General features: G+C 66.3%; 25 protein-coding genes. 18 read left to right on the forward strand and 7 right to left on the reverse strand.

Translation table 11 applies throughout. The features are described 5' to 3' along the window. Positions 1–4: 4 nt before the first annotated feature. Positions 5–856, reverse strand: coding sequence for a symmetrical bis(5'-nucleosyl)-tetraphosphatase (locus IG196_RS07065; RefSeq protein ID WP_192195566.1), 852 nt, complete (start codon positions 854–856; stop codon positions 5–7). A 23-nt stretch (positions 857–879) separates the two neighbouring features. Between IG196_RS07065 and IG196_RS07070 the strand changes: the two genes are divergently transcribed. The 6 genes from IG196_RS07070 (at position 880) to IG196_RS07095 (ending at position 6,670) form a co-directional block, all read left to right on the forward strand. Further along, positions 880–2,190, forward strand: coding sequence for a hemolysin family protein (locus IG196_RS07070; RefSeq protein WP_101492641.1), 1,311 nt, complete (start codon positions 880–882; stop codon positions 2,188–2,190). A gap of 16 nt (positions 2,191–2,206) precedes the next feature. Continuing rightward, on the forward strand, positions 2,207–3,151 hold the full coding sequence (locus IG196_RS07075) for a protein kinase family protein (RefSeq protein ID WP_192195567.1): 945 nt from the start codon (positions 2,207–2,209) through the stop codon (positions 3,149–3,151). Between the two features lie 49 nt (positions 3,152–3,200). Beyond that, positions 3,201–4,172 (forward strand): hypothetical protein, encoded by a 972-nt coding sequence (locus IG196_RS07080; RefSeq protein ID WP_101492639.1) that lies wholly within the window; start codon positions 3,201–3,203, stop codon positions 4,170–4,172. 4 nt (positions 4,173–4,176) lie between these two features. Further along, complete coding sequence (locus tag IG196_RS07085; protein ID WP_225616947.1) at positions 4,177–5,511, forward strand: adenylosuccinate synthetase; 1,335 nt, start codon at positions 4,177–4,179, stop codon at positions 5,509–5,511. 18 nt (positions 5,512–5,529) lie between these two features. Continuing rightward, entirely contained in the window at positions 5,530–5,955 is a 426-nt protein-coding gene (locus IG196_RS07090; protein ID WP_192195568.1) for a hypothetical protein, read from the forward strand. 79 nt (positions 5,956–6,034) lie between these two features. Further along, complete coding sequence (locus IG196_RS07095) at positions 6,035–6,670, forward strand: FABP family protein (protein WP_192195569.1); 636 nt, start codon at positions 6,035–6,037, stop codon at positions 6,668–6,670. Positions 6,671–6,676: 6 nt separating this feature from the next. On the opposite strand, the gene IG196_RS07100 is transcribed toward IG196_RS07095, so the two are convergent. After that, on the reverse strand, positions 6,677–7,030 hold the full coding sequence (locus IG196_RS07100; RefSeq protein ID WP_192195570.1) for a hypothetical protein: 354 nt from the start codon (positions 7,028–7,030) through the stop codon (positions 6,677–6,679). A gap of 95 nt (positions 7,031–7,125) precedes the next feature. Here IG196_RS07100 and IG196_RS07105 point away from each other — a divergent pair, with 95 nt between their 5' ends. Further along, positions 7,126–7,611 (forward strand): DUF2165 family protein, encoded by a 486-nt coding sequence (locus tag IG196_RS07105; RefSeq protein ID WP_192195571.1) that lies wholly within the window; start codon positions 7,126–7,128, stop codon positions 7,609–7,611. Positions 7,612–7,687: 76 nt separating this feature from the next. Beyond that, positions 7,688–8,032 (forward strand): hypothetical protein, encoded by a 345-nt coding sequence (locus IG196_RS07110; protein WP_192195572.1) that lies wholly within the window; start codon positions 7,688–7,690, stop codon positions 8,030–8,032. Positions 8,033–8,047: 15 nt separating this feature from the next. On the opposite strand, the gene IG196_RS07115 is transcribed toward IG196_RS07110, so the two are convergent. Together IG196_RS07115 and IG196_RS07120 are read right to left on the reverse strand one after the other, a co-directional pair. Next, positions 8,048–8,512 (reverse strand): GNAT family N-acetyltransferase, encoded by a 465-nt coding sequence (locus tag IG196_RS07115; protein ID WP_192195573.1) that lies wholly within the window; start codon positions 8,510–8,512, stop codon positions 8,048–8,050. A gap of 4 nt (positions 8,513–8,516) precedes the next feature. Beyond that, the gene (locus tag IG196_RS07120; RefSeq protein ID WP_192195574.1) at positions 8,517–9,518 is read right to left on the reverse strand and encodes a LysR family transcriptional regulator; all 1,002 of its coding nucleotides are present in this window, start codon (positions 9,516–9,518) and stop codon (positions 8,517–8,519) included. Between the two features lie 306 nt (positions 9,519–9,824). On the opposite strand from IG196_RS07120, the gene IG196_RS07125 reads away from it, so the two are divergent. Next, positions 9,825–9,977, forward strand: a complete 153-nt coding sequence (locus IG196_RS07125; protein WP_225616948.1) for a hypothetical protein — start codon at positions 9,825–9,827, stop codon at positions 9,975–9,977. Here the strand turns inward: IG196_RS07125 and IG196_RS07130 are convergent. After that, positions 9,974–10,258, reverse strand: coding sequence for a helix-turn-helix domain-containing protein (locus tag IG196_RS07130; RefSeq protein WP_192195576.1), 285 nt, complete (start codon positions 10,256–10,258; stop codon positions 9,974–9,976). The two genes, IG196_RS07125 and IG196_RS07130, sit on opposite strands and share 4 nt — an antisense overlap. Before the next feature lie 68 nt (positions 10,259–10,326). Between IG196_RS07130 and IG196_RS07135 the strand changes: the two genes are divergently transcribed. The 9 genes from IG196_RS07135 (at position 10,327) to IG196_RS07175 (ending at position 16,085) form a co-directional block, all read left to right on the forward strand. Further along, entirely contained in the window at positions 10,327–10,821 is a 495-nt protein-coding gene (locus IG196_RS07135) for a hypothetical protein (protein WP_225616949.1), read from the forward strand. 34 nt (positions 10,822–10,855) lie between these two features. After that, entirely contained in the window at positions 10,856–11,650 is a 795-nt protein-coding gene (locus tag IG196_RS07140) for an ornithine carbamoyltransferase (RefSeq protein ID WP_192195577.1), read from the forward strand. Positions 11,651–11,712: 62 nt separating this feature from the next. Next, positions 11,713–12,087 carry a tetratricopeptide repeat protein gene (locus IG196_RS07145; RefSeq protein ID WP_192195578.1) on the forward strand — a complete coding sequence of 125 codons (375 nt, stop codon included), beginning with the start codon at positions 11,713–11,715 and terminating at the stop codon, positions 12,085–12,087. 93 nt (positions 12,088–12,180) lie between these two features. Then, the gene (locus IG196_RS07150) at positions 12,181–12,759 is read left to right on the forward strand and encodes a dihydrofolate reductase family protein (protein ID WP_192195579.1); all 579 of its coding nucleotides are present in this window, start codon (positions 12,181–12,183) and stop codon (positions 12,757–12,759) included. A gap of 69 nt (positions 12,760–12,828) precedes the next feature. Beyond that, positions 12,829–13,353, forward strand: a complete 525-nt coding sequence (locus tag IG196_RS07155) for an HD domain-containing protein (protein ID WP_192195580.1) — start codon at positions 12,829–12,831, stop codon at positions 13,351–13,353. Between the two features lie 126 nt (positions 13,354–13,479). After that, positions 13,480–14,640, forward strand: coding sequence for an ABC transporter substrate-binding protein (locus IG196_RS07160; protein ID WP_192195581.1), 1,161 nt, complete (start codon positions 13,480–13,482; stop codon positions 14,638–14,640). Positions 14,641–14,672: 32 nt separating this feature from the next. After that, entirely contained in the window at positions 14,673–15,032 is a 360-nt protein-coding gene (locus tag IG196_RS07165) for a hypothetical protein (protein WP_192195582.1), read from the forward strand. A 73-nt stretch (positions 15,033–15,105) separates the two neighbouring features. Further along, the gene (locus tag IG196_RS07170; RefSeq protein WP_192195583.1) at positions 15,106–15,648 is read left to right on the forward strand and encodes a hypothetical protein; all 543 of its coding nucleotides are present in this window, start codon (positions 15,106–15,108) and stop codon (positions 15,646–15,648) included. 167 nt (positions 15,649–15,815) lie between these two features. Then, a complete protein-coding gene (locus IG196_RS07175) occupies positions 15,816–16,085 on the forward strand; it encodes a hypothetical protein (RefSeq protein WP_192195584.1) in 270 nt (89 codons plus the stop codon). A 20-nt stretch (positions 16,086–16,105) separates the two neighbouring features. Here the strand turns inward: IG196_RS07175 and IG196_RS07180 are convergent, their stop codons facing one another. Further along, on the reverse strand, positions 16,106–16,594 hold the full coding sequence (locus IG196_RS07180) for a GFA family protein (protein WP_192195585.1): 489 nt from the start codon (positions 16,592–16,594) through the stop codon (positions 16,106–16,108). Between the two features lie 56 nt (positions 16,595–16,650). Beyond that, positions 16,651–17,601 carry a hypothetical protein gene (locus tag IG196_RS07185; protein ID WP_192195586.1) on the reverse strand — a complete coding sequence of 317 codons (951 nt, stop codon included), beginning with the start codon at positions 17,599–17,601 and terminating at the stop codon, positions 16,651–16,653. Positions 17,602–17,716: the final 115 nt, after the last annotated feature.

Genomic DNA, 17,716 nt, shown 5'->3' on the forward strand with positions numbered 1-17,716 from the left:
GTCGTCAAGACCCTTTGCCGGGCTTCTGCGCCTGTTCGCACTTCTCCTGGATCAGCTCGCGTTCATCCAGCGTCGCGCCGAAGCGCACCGCGCTCAGGCAGCCGCCCCACACGCAGCCCGTGTCGGTCGACAGCAGGTCGGGCCGCGAGAGCCAGCCCAGCGTCGACCAATGGCCGAAGGCGACGGTGGTCGCGGCGGTCTTGCGACCCGGCACGTCGAACCACGGCAGGAAGCCCTCGGGGCCGGGAATCGCGCCGTCCTTGCTCTCGAACTCCATCACACCCTCGGGCGTGCAGTAGCGCAGCCGCGTCAGCGCATTGACGATCACGCGCAGCCGCGCATGGCCCGTGAGTGCGTCGTCCCAGTGGTTGGGCGTGTTGCCGTACATCTCGTGCAGGAAGTCGCCCAGCGCGGGGCCGCGCAGCACCGACTCGACCTCTGACGCCAATGCGAGCGTCTCGCCGACCGTCCACTGCGGCAGCACGCCCGCGTGGACCATCAGCAGGTCGCCACCGCCGATCTGCATGTGCAGCGCCATGTGCTGCGCGCGCAGCCAGTCGAGCATCGCCTCGCTGTCGGGTGCGGCCAGCAGGTCGGCCACCGTGTCCTTGCGGCCGCCCTTGCGCACGCCGTGCGCCACCCCCAGCAGGTGCAGGTCGTGGTTGCCCAGCACGCTCAGCGCCGAGGCGCCATAGCCCTGCAGGCGGCGCAGCACCGCGGCCGAATCGGGGCCCCGGTTGACCAGGTCGCCGAGCACCACGAGGGTGTCGCGGCTGGGGGAGAAATCGATCTTGTCGAGCAGCCGGCCCAGGGGGGCATCGCAGCCCTGGACGTCGCCGATACAGTAAAGTGACATTCCCTCATTCTCTCCCCCTGTTCATGGATGTCTTCCTGCTGGCCTTGCTGACCACCCTCAATGCGGTGTTCGCAATGTCCGAAATGGCCCTTTCCACCAGCCGCCGCGCACGCCTCGCGGCCTTGGCCGAAACGGGGGACACTGGGGCTGAGGCCGCGCTGAAGTTGATGGAATCGCCCACGCAATTCCTCTCGACCGTGCAGATCGGCATCACGTCCATCGGCATGCTCAGCGGCATCGTCGGCGAGGCCGCCTTCGCGGGGCCGCTCGCCGTGTGGATGGAAAGCGTCGGCATGGGCGCCGGCACCGCCAGCATCGCGTCGACCGCGCTGGTGGTGACCTGCATCACCTTCTTCACCATCATCTTCGGCGAGCTGGTGCCCAAGCGCATCGGCCAGCTGTACCCCGAGCCGGTGGCGCGCTTCGTGGCGCGCCCCATGCGCGGCCTGGCCAAGGGCGCCAAGCCCTTCGTGTGGTTGCTGGCCGGTGCCACCGCCACCACACTGAAGCTGCTGCGCATCGACGCCAACGCCGCGCGCTCGGTCACTGAAGAAGAAATTTCGGCCAGCCTCGAAGAAGGCGTGGACGCCGGCGTCATCGAACAGCACGAGCACCAGATGGTGCGCAACGTGTTCCACCTGGACGACCGCCGCCTGTCGTCGCTCATGATTCCGCGCGCCGACATCGAATGGCTCGACGCCTCCAACACCGTCGCGCAAGCGCTGCAGAAGGTGGCCGACGCCGCGGCGCTCAACCTCGTGCACTCGTGGTACCCCGTGTGCCGCAACTCGCTGGACGACGTGGTCGGCGTGATCAGCGTGGCGCACCTGCTGCGCCTGGGCTCCGCGCACGACGGCGTGGTGGGCCAGGAGGCCACGCCCGCCGTGTTCGTGCCCGAGACGCTCACCGGCATGGAGCTGCTCGAGCAGTTCCGCACGCGCGCCGGCCGGCTCGTGTTCGTGGTCGACGAGTACGGCGTGGTGCAGGGCCTCATGACCCCGCGCGACCTGCTCGAAGCCATCACCGGCGAACTGCAGCCCGGCATGCAGGCCGACGCCTGGGCCCACCAGCGCGCCGACGGCGTGTGGGAGCTCGACGGTCTCATGCCCGTGTCGGAACTGCGCGCGCGCCTGGGCATCCGCGAGCTGCCCGATGAAGAACGCGGGCGCTACAACACCGTGGCCGGCCTGCTGATGTCCGTGTCGGGCCACCTGCCCGCCGTGGGCGAGCACATCGACTGCGCGGGCTGGTGCTTCGAGATCGTGGCGCTCGAAGGGCGCCGCATCGACCGCATCCTGGCCTCGCCGGACCCGGCCTCGCCGCAAGAGAACTGAAGAGGAGGGCGCGGCCATGCTGTCGCTGCTTGCACTGAGTTGCCCCCAATGCTCGGCCCCGCTGCCGCGCGCGGCGCGCTGGCGCACCGTCAACTGCGGCTACTGCGGCGCCACCATCACGCGCGGCACCGAAACCGTCGAGCGCGAGAGCTTTCGCGCCGCGTGGCGACGCGCCAATGCGCCGCAACTCACCGACACCGGCCGCCTGCTGCAATGGCGCGGCGCGCACTACCGCGTGCTTGCACCGCTGGGCCAAGGCGAGCACAGCGAGGTGCTGCTCGCCGAGCGGCTCGGCGCGCTGCCCGAGCGCGTGACGATCAAGCTCGCGCGCGACGCGGCCGGCGACGCCGTGCTGGCGCGCGAAGCCGCCGTGCTGCAGGCGCTGCAAGCCCTGTCGGTGGCCGGCGCGGCCTACTTCACGCGGCGGCTGCCGCAGCCGCTGGGCCTGGGCGTGACGCAGGGCCTCGGCGACGGCGAGCGGCAGGCGCTCGTGCTGCGCCACCCGACCGGTTTCTGGGGCAGCCTGCAAGAGGTGCAGCAAGCCAACAGCCCGCAGGGCATCGACGCGCGCCATGCCGTCTGGCTCTGGCGGCGCATGCTCGAGGTGCTGTCCTTCGTGCACGGCGCCGGCTGGACGCACCGCGCGCTCACGCCCGCGCATGCGCTCGTGCATCCGCGTGACCATGGCGTGCTGCTCATCGGCTGGTCACAGGCGCAGCAGGACGTGTCCGGCGGTGCCATCGGGCGCGACCTGATGGCGTCGGCGCGCAGCGTGCGTGCGCTGTTGTCCGATAGCGCCGTGCCCGGACCGCTCGCAGCCTTGCTGCGTGAATGCGGCGACGACGCCATCGCCTGCGAGCGCTTGGGCGCGCAGGGCATCGAGCAGGCGTTGTCGGCCGCCTCGCGCGAGGCCTTCGGGCCGCCGCGCTTTGTTCATTTCGACCCGACGCCGGTTCGCTAGCCAGCGGCCATCCAGCCTTTCACTTTTTCCCGCACGAAGGAGCACCTCCATGGGTTACGGAAATTATTCGCACGCCGCCCACGCGGCCATCGTGGCCGACCGTGCCGCCAAGTCCGGCAGCGAGGTCTTCACGCAGACCGCCACGCACATGCTCATGAACCCGCAGGGGCTCAAGGTGCGCGAGTCGCGCGACAACGCCGACCACCCGAACTCGCTGGGCATCGTGTTCGCGCTCGACGTCACCGGCTCGATGGGCGACATCCCGCAGACCCTCGCGCGCCGCGAGCTGCCCACCTTCATGAAGCTGCTGACCGACTGCGGCGTGGCCGACCCCCAGCTGCTGTTCATGGCCATCGGCGACGCCACCTCCGACCAGGCGCCGCTGCAGGTGGGCCAGTTCGAGTCGACCGCCAACCTCATGGACCAGTGGCTCACCTGGAGCTACCTCGAAGGCGGCGGCGGGGGCAGCGGCGAAGAAAGCTACGAGCTCGCCTTCTACGTGATGGCGCAGCACACCGACATGGACTGCTGGGTGAAGCGCAAGAAGCGCGGCTACCTGTTCGTGACCGGCGACGAGTTGCCGTACCCGGCCGTGTCGCGCCACCAGGTCGAAGGGCTCATCGGCGAGAAGCTCGACGAGGACATTCCCATCGAAGAGGTCATCGCTGCCGCGGCCGAGACCACGCACCTGTTCTTTTTGATTCCCGATGCGCAACGCCGCCGCCGCTGCGAGCCGCGCTGGCGCGAGCTGCTCGGCGACCACGTGATCTGCATGGACTCGCCCGACGACGCCTGCGCCGTGGCCGCCGGCATCGTCGCACTCACCGAGAAGGCCGTGCCCAACCTCGACGCGCTGGCCCGCGTGATGGGCGCGACCGGCATGGCCAAGGAGCGGGTCGGCGGCGTGCTGCACGCGCTCGACGGCTACGCCGCGCTGCTCGACCCGACCGCACCGCGCCGCGCCACACCCGTCGCGGGCAACGGCGCGCGCAGTTCGTGGTGGAAGCGGCTCTTCGGCTGACCACTTGCCATTGACTTCCACGCGCTACGTCTCGCTGCTCGGCCTCGGCTTCGGCGACTGCGGCAAGGGCCGCTTCACCGACTTCCTGTGCGGCGCCTGGGGCGCCCACACCGTCGTGCGCTTCAACGGCGGCGCGCAGGCCGGCCACAACGTGGTGCTGGCCGACGGCCGTCACCACACCTTCTCGCAGTTCGGCGCGGGCAGTTTCCATGCCGGCGTGGCGACCGTGCTTGCGAGCCCGGTGGTGGTGCACCCGACCGCGTTGCGCGTCGAGGCCGAGGTGCTGCAGCGCGCGGGCGTGCCGGACGCCTTCGCGCGTCTGTTCGTCGATGCGCGCTGCTGTGTGACCACGCCGTTTCATCAGGCTGCCGGTCGTTTGCGCGAATGGGCACGCGGCGCGGCGGCGCATGGCAGCTGCGGCGTCGGCGTGGGCGAGACCGTGCGGCAAGCGCTGGCAGCGCCTGAAACGACGCTGCACTACGGCGATCTGGTTCACTCTGCGCGCACGCTCGACAAACTAGAAGCCTTGCGCCTGGCGCTGCACTGCGAGTTCGCGAACGTGCGGTCTTCGTCGGCCGACGCCGCGCAAGAGCTGGCCGTGCTCGCCGACGCTTCGCTCGCACAACGTTGGCTCGACGCTGTGCAGCCCTGCCTGCGCCAGTCGCCACCTGCGAGTGCCGACACCATCGGCGAACGGCTCGCGCGCCCCGGCACCGTGCTGTTCGAAGGCGCGCAGGGTGTGCTGCTCGACGAGTGGCGCGGCTTTCATCCGCACACGACCTGGAGCACCGTCTCCACCGCCGCCGTCGAAGCGGTGCTGCGCGATGCGGGCATCGCGGCGCCCGTGCAGCACCTGGGCGTGCTGCGCAGCCACCTCACGCGGCATGGCGCCGGTCCGCTGCCCACGCACGACCATAGGCTCGATGAGCAGCTGGCCGAGCCGCACAACGTCGACGAGGGCTGGCAGGGCGCATTCCGCCGTGGCCATCCTGATGCGGTGCTGCTGCGCTACGCGCTCGCCGCCGCCGGGCCACTCGACGGCCTGCTCGCCAGCCACCTCGACGCGGTCGCGAACGCCGATCTGCGCTGGTGCACCGGCTACCGCAGCGCCGACGGCCACACGCTGTCGTCGCTGCCCCTGAGCGACGCGCCCGACCTCGACCACCAGCACGCGCTGACCCGCCTGCTGGAAGGCGCCCAGCCCCTGTACGACCCGCACCCCGTCGCCAGCGCATCCGAGTGGGTGCAGCGCGTGGAAGCCCTCAGCGGCCTGCCCGTGCGCTTCGGCGCGTTCGGCCCGGTGCGCGAGGCCGTCCGCGCGCGCGACGATCTGCTCTGACCTCATGAGAAAGCCTGCGTGACCCCCAACCTCTTCCTGATCGCCGGCGCCGTGCTGAGCGCCATCGCCGCGCTCTTGCATGTGTGCGTCATCTTCGGCGGTCCGTCCTGGTACCGCTTCTTCGGCGCGGGCGAGCGCATGGCCGCGAGCGCCGAGGCCGGCCACCTGTACCCCGTGGCCGTCACGCTGGTCATCGCCGGCATGTTGGGCGTGTGGGCCGCCTACGCGCTCGCGGGCGCCGGCGTGCTGCAGCCGTTGCCCTCGCAGGCGCTGGTGCTGCCTGCCATCACTGCCGTGTACCTGCTGCGCGGGCTCGTCGCCGTGGCGATGTGGCTGTTCGACCGGCGCCGACTCAACGCCTTCTGGGTGTGGAGCTCGCTCGTGTGCTTCGTGTACGGCGTGGTGCACCTCGTCGGGCTCGTGCAGGTGTGGGACACGCTCTGACGACCTAACCGCTGCGGTGCTCAAGCAGAATCAGAACCGAAAAGCTTCTCTCCGTTTTCTTTCTCCCACGACCAACACCATGACCACACCCGAAGACATCTACACCGAACCCCCGGCCGATCCCGACACGCTCGCCAACCTCGGTCCGTTGCGGCCGATGGCGGGCATCTGGGAGGGCATGAAGGGCGTCGACGTCAAGCCGAAGAAAGAGGGCCCGAAGACGCAGGTGTACGTGGAGCACTACGAGCTGGAGCCTATCGACGCGCAGACCAACGGCCCGCAGCTGCTGTACGGCCTGCGCTATCACACCTACATCCACAAGCCCGGCCTCACCAAGATGTACCACGACCAGGTCGGCTACTGGCTGTGGGAGCCGGCCACCGGCACCGTGTTCCACACGCTGGCCATTCCGCGCGGACAGGTGGCCATGGCCAGCGGGCGCGTGAACCCCGGCGACACGCAGTTCACGCTCAGCGCCGAGCACGGCAGCCTGGTGAACGGCATCGTGTCGAACCCGTTCATCGAGCGCGCCTTCACCACGCTGGCGTGGAACATCACGGTGAAGATCAACGCCGACGGCACCTGGTCGTACGACCAGGACACCGTGATGCAGATCCAGGGCCAGGCCGAGCCCTTCCACCACACCGACCGCAACACGCTCACGCGCGTGGGCGAGCCGGGGCTCAATCCGCTGGCGAAGATGGCGGCGGCCTGAGGCCGTTCAGTCGGCGGGCGGCTTCGGAGTGCGCAGGCGCCGCAGCCGCACGGTGAGTTCCTTCACCAGCTGAAGCTCCCCGCGCCGCTGCGCCACCTCCAGCGCCTGCGCGAAGGAGGCCTCGGCCTTCGCGGCGTCGCCGAGCGCCAGCGCGAGCAGGCCCTGCAGCCGCCACGCGGCCGTGAACTCGGGGTCGAAGGCGAGCGCTTTCTCGACATGCATCAGCGCCGTGGGTGCGTCGTCGCGCCGGTGATGCGCCAGCGCAAGGCTCATGCGCAGCAGGGCGCCGTCGCGGCCCGCGGCCAGCAGGCGTTCGAGCGCCTCGGGCGACGGGCCGGGTGGGGTGAGGGCGGTGTTCATTGCGTTCGACCTTCGTTGAGGGACTTTGACCGCCGACCGGCGGGTGCGTCAATATCAAAGAATAATCTTTGATATTTAACGCCGCAGGCTTCCCGATGAATCTCCCTACCTCCGTCTGGCTGTTCCAGTCCCTCCACGCGCTGGGCATGGCGCTGTGGCTTTCGATTGCCGTGCGCAATAACTGGCGCGGCCTCGCGGGCTCGGTGCTCGCGGTCGGCGGCACGATGTCGATGGCGCCGTTGCGCGTCGAGCCCGCCATCGACACGCCCTTGCTCACGCGGGCCGTCCGCTCGGTGGCGCTGCATCGCGCGGCGCTGTGCGTGGTGCTGGCGCTGCAGTTCGGCGCGGCGCTGGCGTTCTGGGCCGGCAGCGCGGCGCTGGTCGTCGGTGGTGACCTGGCCGTCGCGCGGCCATGGCTCAACCTGGGGCTCGTCGGGTTTGCCGCCTTCCTCTTCGCCATGCACCTGGGCGGCCTGTGGTTTGCCTACTGGATTCGGCAGGATGGCTTGCAGCTCACGCACCTCGTGCTGCTCTTGTGGGTGCTGGCGGCGTTCTTCCTGTTCAACCTGTCATGGCATTGATGCCGTCTTCGTCCTACGCGCGCCGTGAGGCCACGCCCACAGCCCGCACGACGCGCTGCACCCACCATCGGTCCCCATGAACAGAGTGATTCTTGCGTTCCTGGGGGTGGCTGCCTGCGCAGCGGCCGTAGTGGCCATCGCGGAGCCCGTGAGAGTGCCCGTCGACAGCGACGACAACGGCACGGCCTACATCGCGCCCAATGTGAACTCCACCGAAACCTCGGCCCGCACCAACGGCGCCACGGTCGGCGTGCAGCGCCCGGACGGCAGCGCCCTCGAAGCCGGCACCGACACGTCCGGCAAGCGGCCCACCTATTCGGTCGGTGCCAAGACCGGGGGCGACGTCTCCTTCTCGGGCGGCGCGCATTCGGACGGCAAGGCCAACACCGGCGTGAAGGCCGGCGTCACCATCAAGTACTGATCTTCAGCGCGGGCGTCAGACCATCGACGCGTAGACGATGAAGCCTTCGTGCTTCGCGACCTTGTCGTAGAGCATCCGCCCCGCCGCATTGGTCGTGTGCGTCTGCCAGTACACGCGGTACCCGCCTGCGCGCCGCACCTCGTCGTACACACCCTGGATGAGCTGGCGGCCCACGCCCCGGCCGCGTTCGGACGACTGCGTGAACAAGTCCTGCAGGTAGCACGTGGGCTCGATGCGCGTCGTGCTGCGGTGGAACAGGTAGTGCACCAGCCCCACCAGCTGCCCCTCGCGCTCGGCCACCAGCGCATGCACCGGCTCGTACGCGTCGAAGAAGCGCTGCCATGTGACCTGCGTGATCGCGTCGGGCAGGGCCGTGGGGCCCTCGCGGCCGTAGAAGGCGTTGTAGCCGTCCCAGAGCGGCTTCCAGGCGGCGAAGTCGTCGGGTGTCGGCGGGCGGATCAGGAGCGCGGGCGTGGTCATGAGGTCAGGGGGCCTTTCCGTTGGGTACGGGTGTGTTGCGCGCCGCGATGGCGGCGGCAGTGGTCGCTGCGTTGACGGGACAGGCCGGCAGCGCCACCGGCACTGCCGCGGGCATGGGCTCGGGCACCGGCCCCATCGACTTCTCGAGAAAGTCGAGCATCGCGCGCATCGCCGCGCTGTTGTGGCGGCGCTGCGAGTAGGCGGCGTACAGCCAGTGCTCGTGCGGCATGTGGTCGCGCAGCACCGGCACCAGCGCGCCGCGTTCCAGGTGCGACTGCGCCAGCGGCTCGGGCACGTAGGCCACGCCCACGCCGCGCAGCGCCAGCTCGATCAGCGCGACCGCGTCGTTGGCCTCCATGCGGCTGTGCACCGCCACCTCGTGCGGCTTGCCGTCGGTTTCAAAAGGCAGGCTCGTCGTGGGCATCGGCGAATAGCTCAGCACGTCGTGCCGGGCCATGTCCTCGGGCACCTGCGGAATGCCGCGCTGCGCCCAGTACGCGGGCGACGCGCACACCACCATGTCGAAGCGCACCAGCCGGCGCACGATCAGGTTCATGTCGTCGATGCGCCCGCCCGTCAGGTGGATGTCGATGCCCGCCTCGATCAGGTCGATGTCGTGGTTGGTGAAATTCAGGCTCACGTACACATCGGGGTAGAGCTTGATGAACTCCGCGATCACGTCCGAAAGCCAGCCCGCAATCAGCCCGTGCGGCGCGCTCATGCGCAGGCGTCCGCGCGGGTGCGAGCCGTGCGCCTGCAGGTCGTTGAGCGTGTTCTCGGCCATCGTCACCAGCTCGGTGCTGCGCTCCAGCAGCACCTCGCCTGCGTCGGTGAGGCTCAGGGAGCGGGTCGAGCGGTTGAGCAGGCGCACGCCGCTGCGCGATTCGAGCTCGGCCACATAGCGGCTGACCGTCGCCTTGGACATGCCCAGCGACAGGGCCGCGCGGGAAAAGCTGCGCCGGAACGCGACTTCGCGGAACGTTTTGATGAGATCGAGACCATCCATAGATCGGCCCATTGTTCCAGCATCGGGGGAGGGGGCACGGGTCGTAGGGGCATCCCCGGTTTTGCGCTGCGAAGGGGGTGGAGGTGCGTGGCTATACTGCGGCCGTTGCGCCTGAGGAGGCGCGGCCGGGCTTGGTCTCCCGAAGCACCTCTGCGCTCACCTCCTGGAGGCCTGATGGCGCTCGCTCCCTTGCTCCCCGAATCCTAGGCAACTCTCTGTGCCGAATCGCTCGCCCTTCAGGCCTGCGACGACCTCGACAGTTTTCACACGGTGCGTCGCGCGTATGCGTGCATCGAGAAACTCATCGTGCCGCAACACGTGAACGACACCGACGACGTGTACCCGACGCGCATCGAACTCGGCGCGCTCGTGCGGCTGGTCAATGAAGAGCTGCAGCGGCGCATCGAAACGGCCGAGGCCACGCTGCAGTCGCTGCGTGCTGTCGTTGGCGATACCTAGCCGAGCCGACCGGTGGGGCGCTCGCCGTTCTCCGCTGGTTGCTGCAACGTGGTCGAGATGCCGTAGAGCGCCAGCATGCCGAGCACGTGCCCGATGGCAACGCCCGGCTCACCCGATTCGATCCGGGCGATCGTCTGGACGTGGACGCCCAAGCGCGTGGCAGCAACGGCCTGGCCTTCGCCAGCCGTTGTGCGCGCCAGCTTGGCAGCAGCACCGAACGCCTTGATCGCTTGGATCGCATCGTCTCCAATGTCGGAAGAAATTCGTTTTCCTTGGGCCATTGGGTGATTGTCACTGCTTGCTGGGGAGGCGTCCGGGGCGGGTCGGTACGATCAAGGGGGAACGGCTCTTGACGACCACAGCCGGACGTTCGCGTCGGCGGGCAGGGCCTGTCGTTCAAGTCCTCTATTTCTTAAATTTCATGCCAGAACTTCCGGTCTACTTCCATATACAACCTGGCGCCACGCTGCCCAACATCGGATACTTGGCCCCCTTTCGGGCTGTTGTGATCATCGAGGAGGAAGTCTCCATTGAGTGGCGCGACGATGTCAGCAACTGGTTGGTGAATTCCGGCTGCCTCTACATGATGGCGTGGGGGCTGGACTGCACTTTGTGGGACGACTCGGTTGACTGGGCGAACATGGGTCAATTCCCCTTCAAGGACATTCCTGAGGATCGATTCGTCGTGACAACATGGCATGACAGTGAACCACTGGATGAGGTTTTCGATTTCTGCAAACGCACTGCCACTCATCCGATAGTGGAGCTACCTCAAGCGATCTTGCTGCACATCGCCCGCAATGAGAGTGCAGGCCCGATGCTTCATGCGTATAGCCGCGCCTGATAGGGTGGGAAGGACCTCTGATGCATCCCCAGCCATGAACCTAATCAGCCTGTCAGTACTTGCCCCCGGGGATGTTCGCGCGATCTGGCGCCTGGCTGCATTGCCCCACGTGAGCGTTCAAGGCACCGCCGCCTGGTCGTTCGAAGGAAATGGCATTCGCACGCGCACGACGTTCCTGAAGGCGTTCCGGGAACTGAGCCTGTCCGTCATCGAGCTGCCGAATCTTCTGAAAACCGGCGAACGCGTGTGCGATCTCGCAGGCTATCTCGACCCGTTCTATGACATCTACGTCATCCGGGAATCGAACCACGAACGCCTCGCGGAGTTCGCTGCTTCGTCCAGCAGGCCCGTCGTCAATGCGATGTCGAACGCTGGCCATCCATGCGAAGTTCTTACCGATGCCTACTTCATCGAAACAACCATAGGTCCGATCCAGAAGGTGCGCATCTGCCTTTTGGGGCCGCCGACCAACGTGTTTCGTTCATGGCACGAGCTGGCCGGCGTGATGGGCCTTTCGCTGGTGCATGTCTGCCATGAGAGTTTTCACGAGTTCATTCCGAACGTAGCCTTTTCATCGTCCTTGCCGGAAGCAGCGGACGTGGTCATCACCGATGGCTGGCCTCGGGGCACGGAGCAGTTGAGCCGTCCGCTGTCCGTCGAAGACCTGGCTCGGATGGGCAACCCCGTGCTGTTGCCAACGCCACCGTTCACTGTCGGTGGTGAACTTTCGGTGGACCCTTGTCGCTATCCGCACTTCGCCGGCTACGAGCAGAAGAAGCTCCTCTTGCCGGTGCAAAGAGCGGTGCTTCAACATCTGCTTGCAACCTGAATCGACCGGGGCCGGTCAGTCGAGTGCTGGACGGAATAGAGTCGAAAAAACCTGAATAGCCTATGAGCGAGGACTTCATCTCCATCAGTCGATCGCTTGTCGAGGACGCATGGAACAACCCCGACAAGTGGGAAGCGAACCTGGCCTCTGCGCAAGCGTTGCTCTCGAAGGCGCTCGTTGAATCCCCTGACAATGTCCTTGCCCTGACGTGCGTGGGTGCAGTGCTTTCCGATCAAGGCAAGCACGAAGAGGCCGCATCCGCTCTGAAGCGTGCGATCGAACTCGGCTCCACCGATCGGAACACGTTCTTCAACCTCGGCGTCGCAACGATGAACTTCGGCACGCGCGCGAAAGCCATGTCTGCATTCCGTGGGGCCGAAGGGCTCCAGGCTTCGCCGCTGTCATGGACGGCATACTTTGATGCGCAGGCCCATTGAGCAGCGCATTCCATCTGAAACCTACTGCGCACACCGCGATGCTTCGCTCAAGGCAGCAGAGCCGCACCCTCCAATCCAAGCACGGAGACCCGCATGAGAACGCTGAAAATCATGGAGCACATCTCGCTGGATGGCGTGATCCAGACCTCTGGCGAAGACGCTTTCCCTTACGCAGACTGGACCGCGCCTTATCGCAGCCCTGCTGGCCGGGATGAAGTGCTCGCCGCGCATGGCGGGCGCTTCGATCTGTTGCTGGGTCGCCGCACCTACGACATATGGTCGGGCTATTGGCCCAAGGCGCCGAGCGGCGCGATGGCGGACGGCTTGAATGCGGCGACCAAGTACGTCGTGACCCACCGCCCCGAAAGTCTGGCGTGGGGCCCGTTCGAAAGCCTGGGGCCGGACATCGTCGAGGGCGTTCGCCGCATCAAGTCGCAGGCTGGCCCGAACCTGATTCTCTGGGGCAGCTCCACGCTGACATCGACGCTGCTCGAACACGGTCTTGTGGATGAAGTCTTGCTGGTCGTTTATCCGGTTCTGCTGGGCGCTGGAAAGCGCTTCTTCGCACAGGGAACGCCGCCACGCGCCTTCGAGCTCGTCAGCACGAAAGCAATGCCGTCCGGCATCCTCGTCAGTGCCTACAAGGTCTCCGGCGCTTTGAAAGCCGGGTAGTCGGACAGCCCGACATCGCGAGCGAAATTCGGCGTTACGCCAGACCCATCTGCCCCGTCCAAACTCCTCATGAACACCTCCAACCTTTCCGCAGCCCGCGCCTACGCACTCAGCATGCACGGCGCGCAAATGTACGGAACGCACCCGTACTCGCACCATCTGGATGCCGTCACGCGGGTCCTTCTGCCGTACGGTCAAGAGGCTCAGGTCATCGGGTATCTGCACGATGTGGTCGAAGACACGGACGCGACAGTCGATGAGGTGCGCCTGCGCTTCGGCGACCTGGTGGCTGCGTGCGTCGCACTCCTCACTGACGAACCCGGCGCGAACAGGAAAGAGCGCAAGTCGAAGACCTACGCGAAGCTGGCCAAAGTAACAGGGGCGGAGGAGCTGGCGCTGGTCGTGAAAGTGGCTGACCGTCTCTCGAACGTACGAGCCTGTGTGGCCGATGCCAATCGCGACCTGTGGAGCGTCTATCGCGGTGAGCACGAGGTGTTCAAGGCCGCCGCATTTCGGGCAGGCCTCTGCGATGAACTCTGGTCTGAACTCGACGGGCTGCTGAGCGATGACAAGCGGCCACAGAACGGGATCTGATCCAGCCGGGAGCGGTCACTCGGAGTCCCATCTCTGAAACGCCGTCGAATACCAAGGCCGCAAACTGACCCGGGTCGAACCCGGTCTGCTTCTGACCACTCGCCCCCCTCATTCACAAGGAACACCTTGATCCACCGCATCCGCACGGCCCTCGTGGCCTGCACCCTGGGCGCCGCGGCATTGACCGCTTCCGCGCAGGTAAAAATCGGCTTCATCGGCACGCTGTCCGGAACGGGCGCCGCGCTCGGGCAGGAACAGTACGACGGCTTCATGCTGGCGGTCGAACAACGCCAAGGCATGCTCGGCGGCGTTGCCGTGACGGTCGTCAAGGAAGACGACCAGCACAACCCCGAACTCGGGGCGCAGCTGGCGCAAAAACTCATCGAGAACGACAAGGTCAGCTTCATCACCGGCGTGACCTTCTCCGACGTGATGATGGCCATGGCCAAGCCGATGGCCAGAGCGGGCATGTTGTTCGTCGGCTCGAATGCCGGCCCGGCGCCGATAGCCGGCAAGCAGTGCAACAACAAGTTCGTCTTCGCCTCGTACCAGGACGAGTACCAGGCCGGCATCGTGGGACGGTACGCGGTCGACAAGGGCTACTGGAAGACGATGTTCCTGGCGCCCGACAACGTGTCGGGCAAAGACCAGCTGCGGGGCTTCAAGCGCTACTACTCGGGCGAGGTGGTCAGCGAGATCTACGTCAAACCCGAGCAGACCGACTACGCGGCAGCGCTGGCGCAAATCAAGCGCGTCGCGCCCGATGCGGTGGTCGCCTTTCTGCCGGGCGAGATGGGCGTGAACTTCATCCAGCAGATGAACCGCTCGGGCCTCCTGAGCAAGGTGCCCTTGCTGACGGTCGGCACGGTCGATGGCACGACACTGCCGTTGCTCAAGGATGCCGCGCTCGATGTGCTGGCCGGCGCGGTGTGGGGTCCCGACCTGCCCAGCCCGACGAGCAAGGCGTTCGTTGCCGCCTTTGAAAAGAAGCACGGCCGCATCCCGTCGCAGTACGCCGCGCAAGGTTTCGATGCGGCGCTCTTGATCGACAGCGCGCTGAAGGAAACCAAGGGCTCGGTCGCCGACCGCGGCGCCTTGCGCAACGCACTCAACGAAGCTCATTTTTCGTCGGTGCGCAGTGGCTTCAAGTTTCTGCGCAACGGTTTCCCGGTTCAGGACGGGCACATCTTCGGTGTCGCGAAAGACGCGCAGGGCCGCGCGTCGCTCAAGCGGATCGCCACGCCGCTGGAGGCGAATCCGGACGGGTACTGGAACGAGTGCCGCTAGGATTCGCTCCAGCAGATACGTTCAAGAACGCAATGGCCAAAAAGTCAATTGAGCAGAAAGCCGCAGAGGAGCTTCGCTACATCGCTGCCAGTGGTGCGGCCAATGCGGCTGAACTCGAGCCCTTTGTGACGGACACCAATCAATCCATACGCGCCGTGGCGGCCATGAATCCGGATGCAGACGCAGAGATCCTGGATCGTTTTGCGAATGACAAATTCTGGGGTGTACGCATGGAAGTGGTGCGCAATGCCAATGTCAGCCAGGCCACGCTGCGCAGGCTGCTGGAGCCTGATACCCGCAAACGCGGCGTCGTGCACCATGCAGCGCGCGAGAAGCTGGAAGCGCGCGGTGTGGCATTTGGTGTGGATGGCATGCCGGAAGATGCGGTGTAGAAAATGAAGTCGGCAGTCGCGTTGAATGAATATCCGACGCTGCTGCCTCCCCCATCACAAGCCAGTCAGACGAATGCCCCCTATTCCTCACGCCGTTCTGGCGCTCTACAAAGCAGCCGAGATGGCTGCAAAGCGGTTCGGAAGTTCAATCGAAGCCGTCTTCGATCCGTGCGGCCTCATTCTCAACAGTCCTCCACTTCAAGGCTACTACTGGTGCACTCCTGGCACAGCCTTCACATTCGCGAGTACGGGTGGTGACGGCGTTCACTACAGCTACCTGGATCTGCCGAATCTGAACGGTGAAAGCGGCCCGATCGTCATGACGTTGCCCGCAAATGATCAGCTCAACTACGTTGTCGCGGAAACGCTCGATGAGTTCTTGGGCCTGGGCTTCTACACGGGATGGTTCGCGCTCGAGCAGATTGCATATGACCCGGACTGGGCGCTCGAGCACTTCAGTGCGCCTGACGACGAGGGTGATGAGGCTCAGCAGGAACGATTGAAATTCCTGCAAGACGTGCTCGGCATCCGGCATGTTCCTTTGGATCTGGAACGAGTTGATGCGCTCACTGGCAAGTATGCGGATTACCTGCAAGTTCCATTGGAACCGCCGTGATTCATGACTCTTGCATCGCATATCTCGTGCTGGCGAGCGTCAGCTTCGGAGAAAGCCCAATGTCTCAAGCGGGCCCTTGGTGGCGTTACAGACTTCCTCCGAAATAATCTCCGCGTCGAGTCCTGCGCTGCTCCTATGGATGTGGTGCGACATCGCCATTCAAGCCCATGACCACCCGCCCCCTTTCCATCACCCGGCCCGCCATCCTCTGCGTTGCATTCGCGGCGGCGGCGGGCTTCTTCTGGTGGGCGTTCTACGAGCGTTACTACAAGCACAGGGATTGCATCGAGGCATCGACGTCAAGCTGCATCGCACCGGATGGAACCAATCTCATCGGCGGAGGCGCGGTGTGGTCCGTGCTCGCCGGTCTCTTGACGTGCGTCCCGATCTACTACCTCGGGGTCGTGTTCCGCCGTCGTCGAGCGAACCGACGCTGATGGCCGATTGACGCCAAGATTCAGGCCTCGCCGTCTTGCCGAGCCAGCACAGGCACTTCATGCCGCGAGGCCACCTCCGGCCGGCCATCGGACGTGGCGCGCGCGCGGGCAAAGCAATCGACATCGGCCGGCAAGGCCACGCCGCTTTGCGCAGAACGCGTCCAGATGTGGCTCGTGAGTTCGACCGCGTCCGGATCGTCGTAGCACCCGCGCGAGATGGCGCGGACGTCGGGCCAGCGTTCGAAGGTCAGGCCCACCGTCGTGCCGCACGAGGGACAAAAGTGGACGAAGACTTTCTTGTGACTGCCGTCCGAGCGATGTTCGTACTGCCGAAGCTCGCCTTCGTTGAACCGCACGGCGTCCATCGGAAAGAGGGACTCGGCGTAGAAGGACGTGCCGGTCATGCGTTGGCAGAACGTGCAATGACAGGCGAACGTGCGCAGCGGCGGCTGGGTCGCGCTGAATCGGACCTTGCCGCAGAGGCAACCCCCTTCAAGTACAGCTGGCATACGGCACCCGGAAAAAGATCGGATTCTGCCCCGATGGATCGGGGCCGATGCCGCGCTCAGGCCAGCCCCAGCTCCTTGGCTTCGGCTTCGTAGGTGGGATACGACGCCTTCATCGTCGCGCCATTGAGGATCATCTCGGCCACGAGCGTGCGCGACGGCATCTCGTACACCTGGGTGCGTATCCACACGGACTCGGTGCGCGCGCTTTCACTCAGCGCGACGATCTCGCGCTCCAGCTCGTAGTCCTGGTCGACGAAGAGCGGGCCCTTGATCAGGCGAATCTCCTGCCCGGCGAACAGGCCCACGGCCGGCTTGCGGCCGCTCAGTTGTGCCTCGGCGCTGGTGGAGCCGAGCAGCACGCTGATCATCTCGGTCGGGATGATGGCCCGGCCCCAAGGCGAGCCCTTGCCGCCTTCGGGCGTGTACCAGCCGCAGGGCTCGGTGATGACCTTGAGCTTGTCCGCCAACGTGAAGGGGTAGTGGTCGCCCATGTGCTGGTCGAAGCCCATGCGGATCTTCTCGACGACGGCGCCGCGCTGACCGACGCGCAGGTCGCGGTTGATGACCAGGCCCTGGGGCGGGCGCAGCTTGGCGATGCGCTGGGGCAGCTCGTGCGGATGCTGCGATGCATCGCCGACCGATGCGGTGCCGGTCAGCACCGGCGTGCCGTCGGCCTTCTCGGCGCGCAGGCGCACGAAGGTGGCGCCGGGCGCGGGCAGGTCGACAAAGGCGCGCACCGACTCACCCTCGACCACCATGTTCTGGTAGTGGGCGCTGATGCAGCCGGTCTCGAACCAGGCCTGGCCGAACACGTGGAACAGCAGGGGGTCGAACTGGCTGAAGTGCGTCGGTCCCTCGATCGGCCCGGCGCGCAAGCCCAGGTTTTCTGCCGTGGCGTCGTCGTGGATCGACTTGTGGTCGTCGTAGGTCTGGTCGGCCAGCATCTGGCGCGGCTGGCGCAGCGGGCCGCACAGGCCCAGGGCGGTGGTGGAGAAAGGCGAGGTCATTGTGGGGGGCTCCGTGTGCCCGGCGACGGGCGTCAGTCGAACGGACGATGATGGCAAAGTCCGCCGGTCGTGCCTGTCGCCTAGGGAACGTCTGGCTGCCGGATGCTGCGGCTCC

It is taken from the genome of Variovorax sp. 38R (assembly GCF_014843395.1).
GTDB classification, from domain to species: Bacteria; Pseudomonadota; Gammaproteobacteria; order Burkholderiales; family Burkholderiaceae_C; genus Variovorax; species Variovorax paradoxus_H.

What these genes read in the sequence shown, in the direction of transcription:
- IG196_RS07065 (WP_192195566.1), bottom strand. Translation starts at nt 856, where the DNA reads ATGTCACTTTACTGTATCGGCGACGTCCAGGGCTGCGATGCCCCCCTG.
- IG196_RS07155 (WP_192195580.1), top strand. Translation starts at nt 12,829, where the DNA reads ATGAACACCTCCAACCTTTCCGCAGCCCGCGCCTACGCACTCAGCATG.
- IG196_RS07115 (WP_192195573.1), bottom strand. Translation starts at nt 8,512, where the DNA reads ATGACCACGCCCGCGCTCCTGATCCGCCCGCCGACACCCGACGACTTC.
- IG196_RS07140 (WP_192195577.1), top strand. Translation starts at nt 10,856, where the DNA reads ATGAACCTAATCAGCCTGTCAGTACTTGCCCCCGGGGATGTTCGCGCG.
- IG196_RS07185 (WP_192195586.1), bottom strand. Translation starts at nt 17,601, where the DNA reads ATGACCTCGCCTTTCTCCACCACCGCCCTGGGCCTGTGCGGCCCGCTG.
- IG196_RS07165 (WP_192195582.1), top strand. Translation starts at nt 14,673, where the DNA reads ATGGCCAAAAAGTCAATTGAGCAGAAAGCCGCAGAGGAGCTTCGCTAC.
- IG196_RS07110 (WP_192195572.1), top strand. Translation starts at nt 7,688, where the DNA reads ATGAACAGAGTGATTCTTGCGTTCCTGGGGGTGGCTGCCTGCGCAGCG.
- IG196_RS07100 (WP_192195570.1), bottom strand. Translation starts at nt 7,030, where the DNA reads ATGAACACCGCCCTCACCCCACCCGGCCCGTCGCCCGAGGCGCTCGAA.
- IG196_RS07075 (WP_192195567.1), top strand. Translation starts at nt 2,207, where the DNA reads ATGCTGTCGCTGCTTGCACTGAGTTGCCCCCAATGCTCGGCCCCGCTG.
- IG196_RS07070 (WP_101492641.1), top strand. Translation starts at nt 880, where the DNA reads ATGGATGTCTTCCTGCTGGCCTTGCTGACCACCCTCAATGCGGTGTTC.
- IG196_RS07170 (WP_192195583.1), top strand. Translation starts at nt 15,106, where the DNA reads ATGCCCCCTATTCCTCACGCCGTTCTGGCGCTCTACAAAGCAGCCGAG.
- IG196_RS07150 (WP_192195579.1), top strand. Translation starts at nt 12,181, where the DNA reads ATGAGAACGCTGAAAATCATGGAGCACATCTCGCTGGATGGCGTGATC.
- IG196_RS07145 (WP_192195578.1), top strand. Translation starts at nt 11,713, where the DNA reads ATGAGCGAGGACTTCATCTCCATCAGTCGATCGCTTGTCGAGGACGCA.
- IG196_RS07175 (WP_192195584.1), top strand. Translation starts at nt 15,816, where the DNA reads ATGACCACCCGCCCCCTTTCCATCACCCGGCCCGCCATCCTCTGCGTT.
- IG196_RS07120 (WP_192195574.1), bottom strand. Translation starts at nt 9,518, where the DNA reads ATGGATGGTCTCGATCTCATCAAAACGTTCCGCGAAGTCGCGTTCCGG.
- IG196_RS07105 (WP_192195571.1), top strand. Translation starts at nt 7,126, where the DNA reads ATGAATCTCCCTACCTCCGTCTGGCTGTTCCAGTCCCTCCACGCGCTG.
- IG196_RS07180 (WP_192195585.1), bottom strand. Translation starts at nt 16,594, where the DNA reads ATGCCAGCTGTACTTGAAGGGGGTTGCCTCTGCGGCAAGGTCCGATTC.
- IG196_RS07130 (WP_192195576.1), bottom strand. Translation starts at nt 10,258, where the DNA reads ATGGCCCAAGGAAAACGAATTTCTTCCGACATTGGAGACGATGCGATC.
- IG196_RS07080 (WP_101492639.1), top strand. Translation starts at nt 3,201, where the DNA reads ATGGGTTACGGAAATTATTCGCACGCCGCCCACGCGGCCATCGTGGCC.
- IG196_RS07095 (WP_192195569.1), top strand. Translation starts at nt 6,035, where the DNA reads ATGACCACACCCGAAGACATCTACACCGAACCCCCGGCCGATCCCGAC.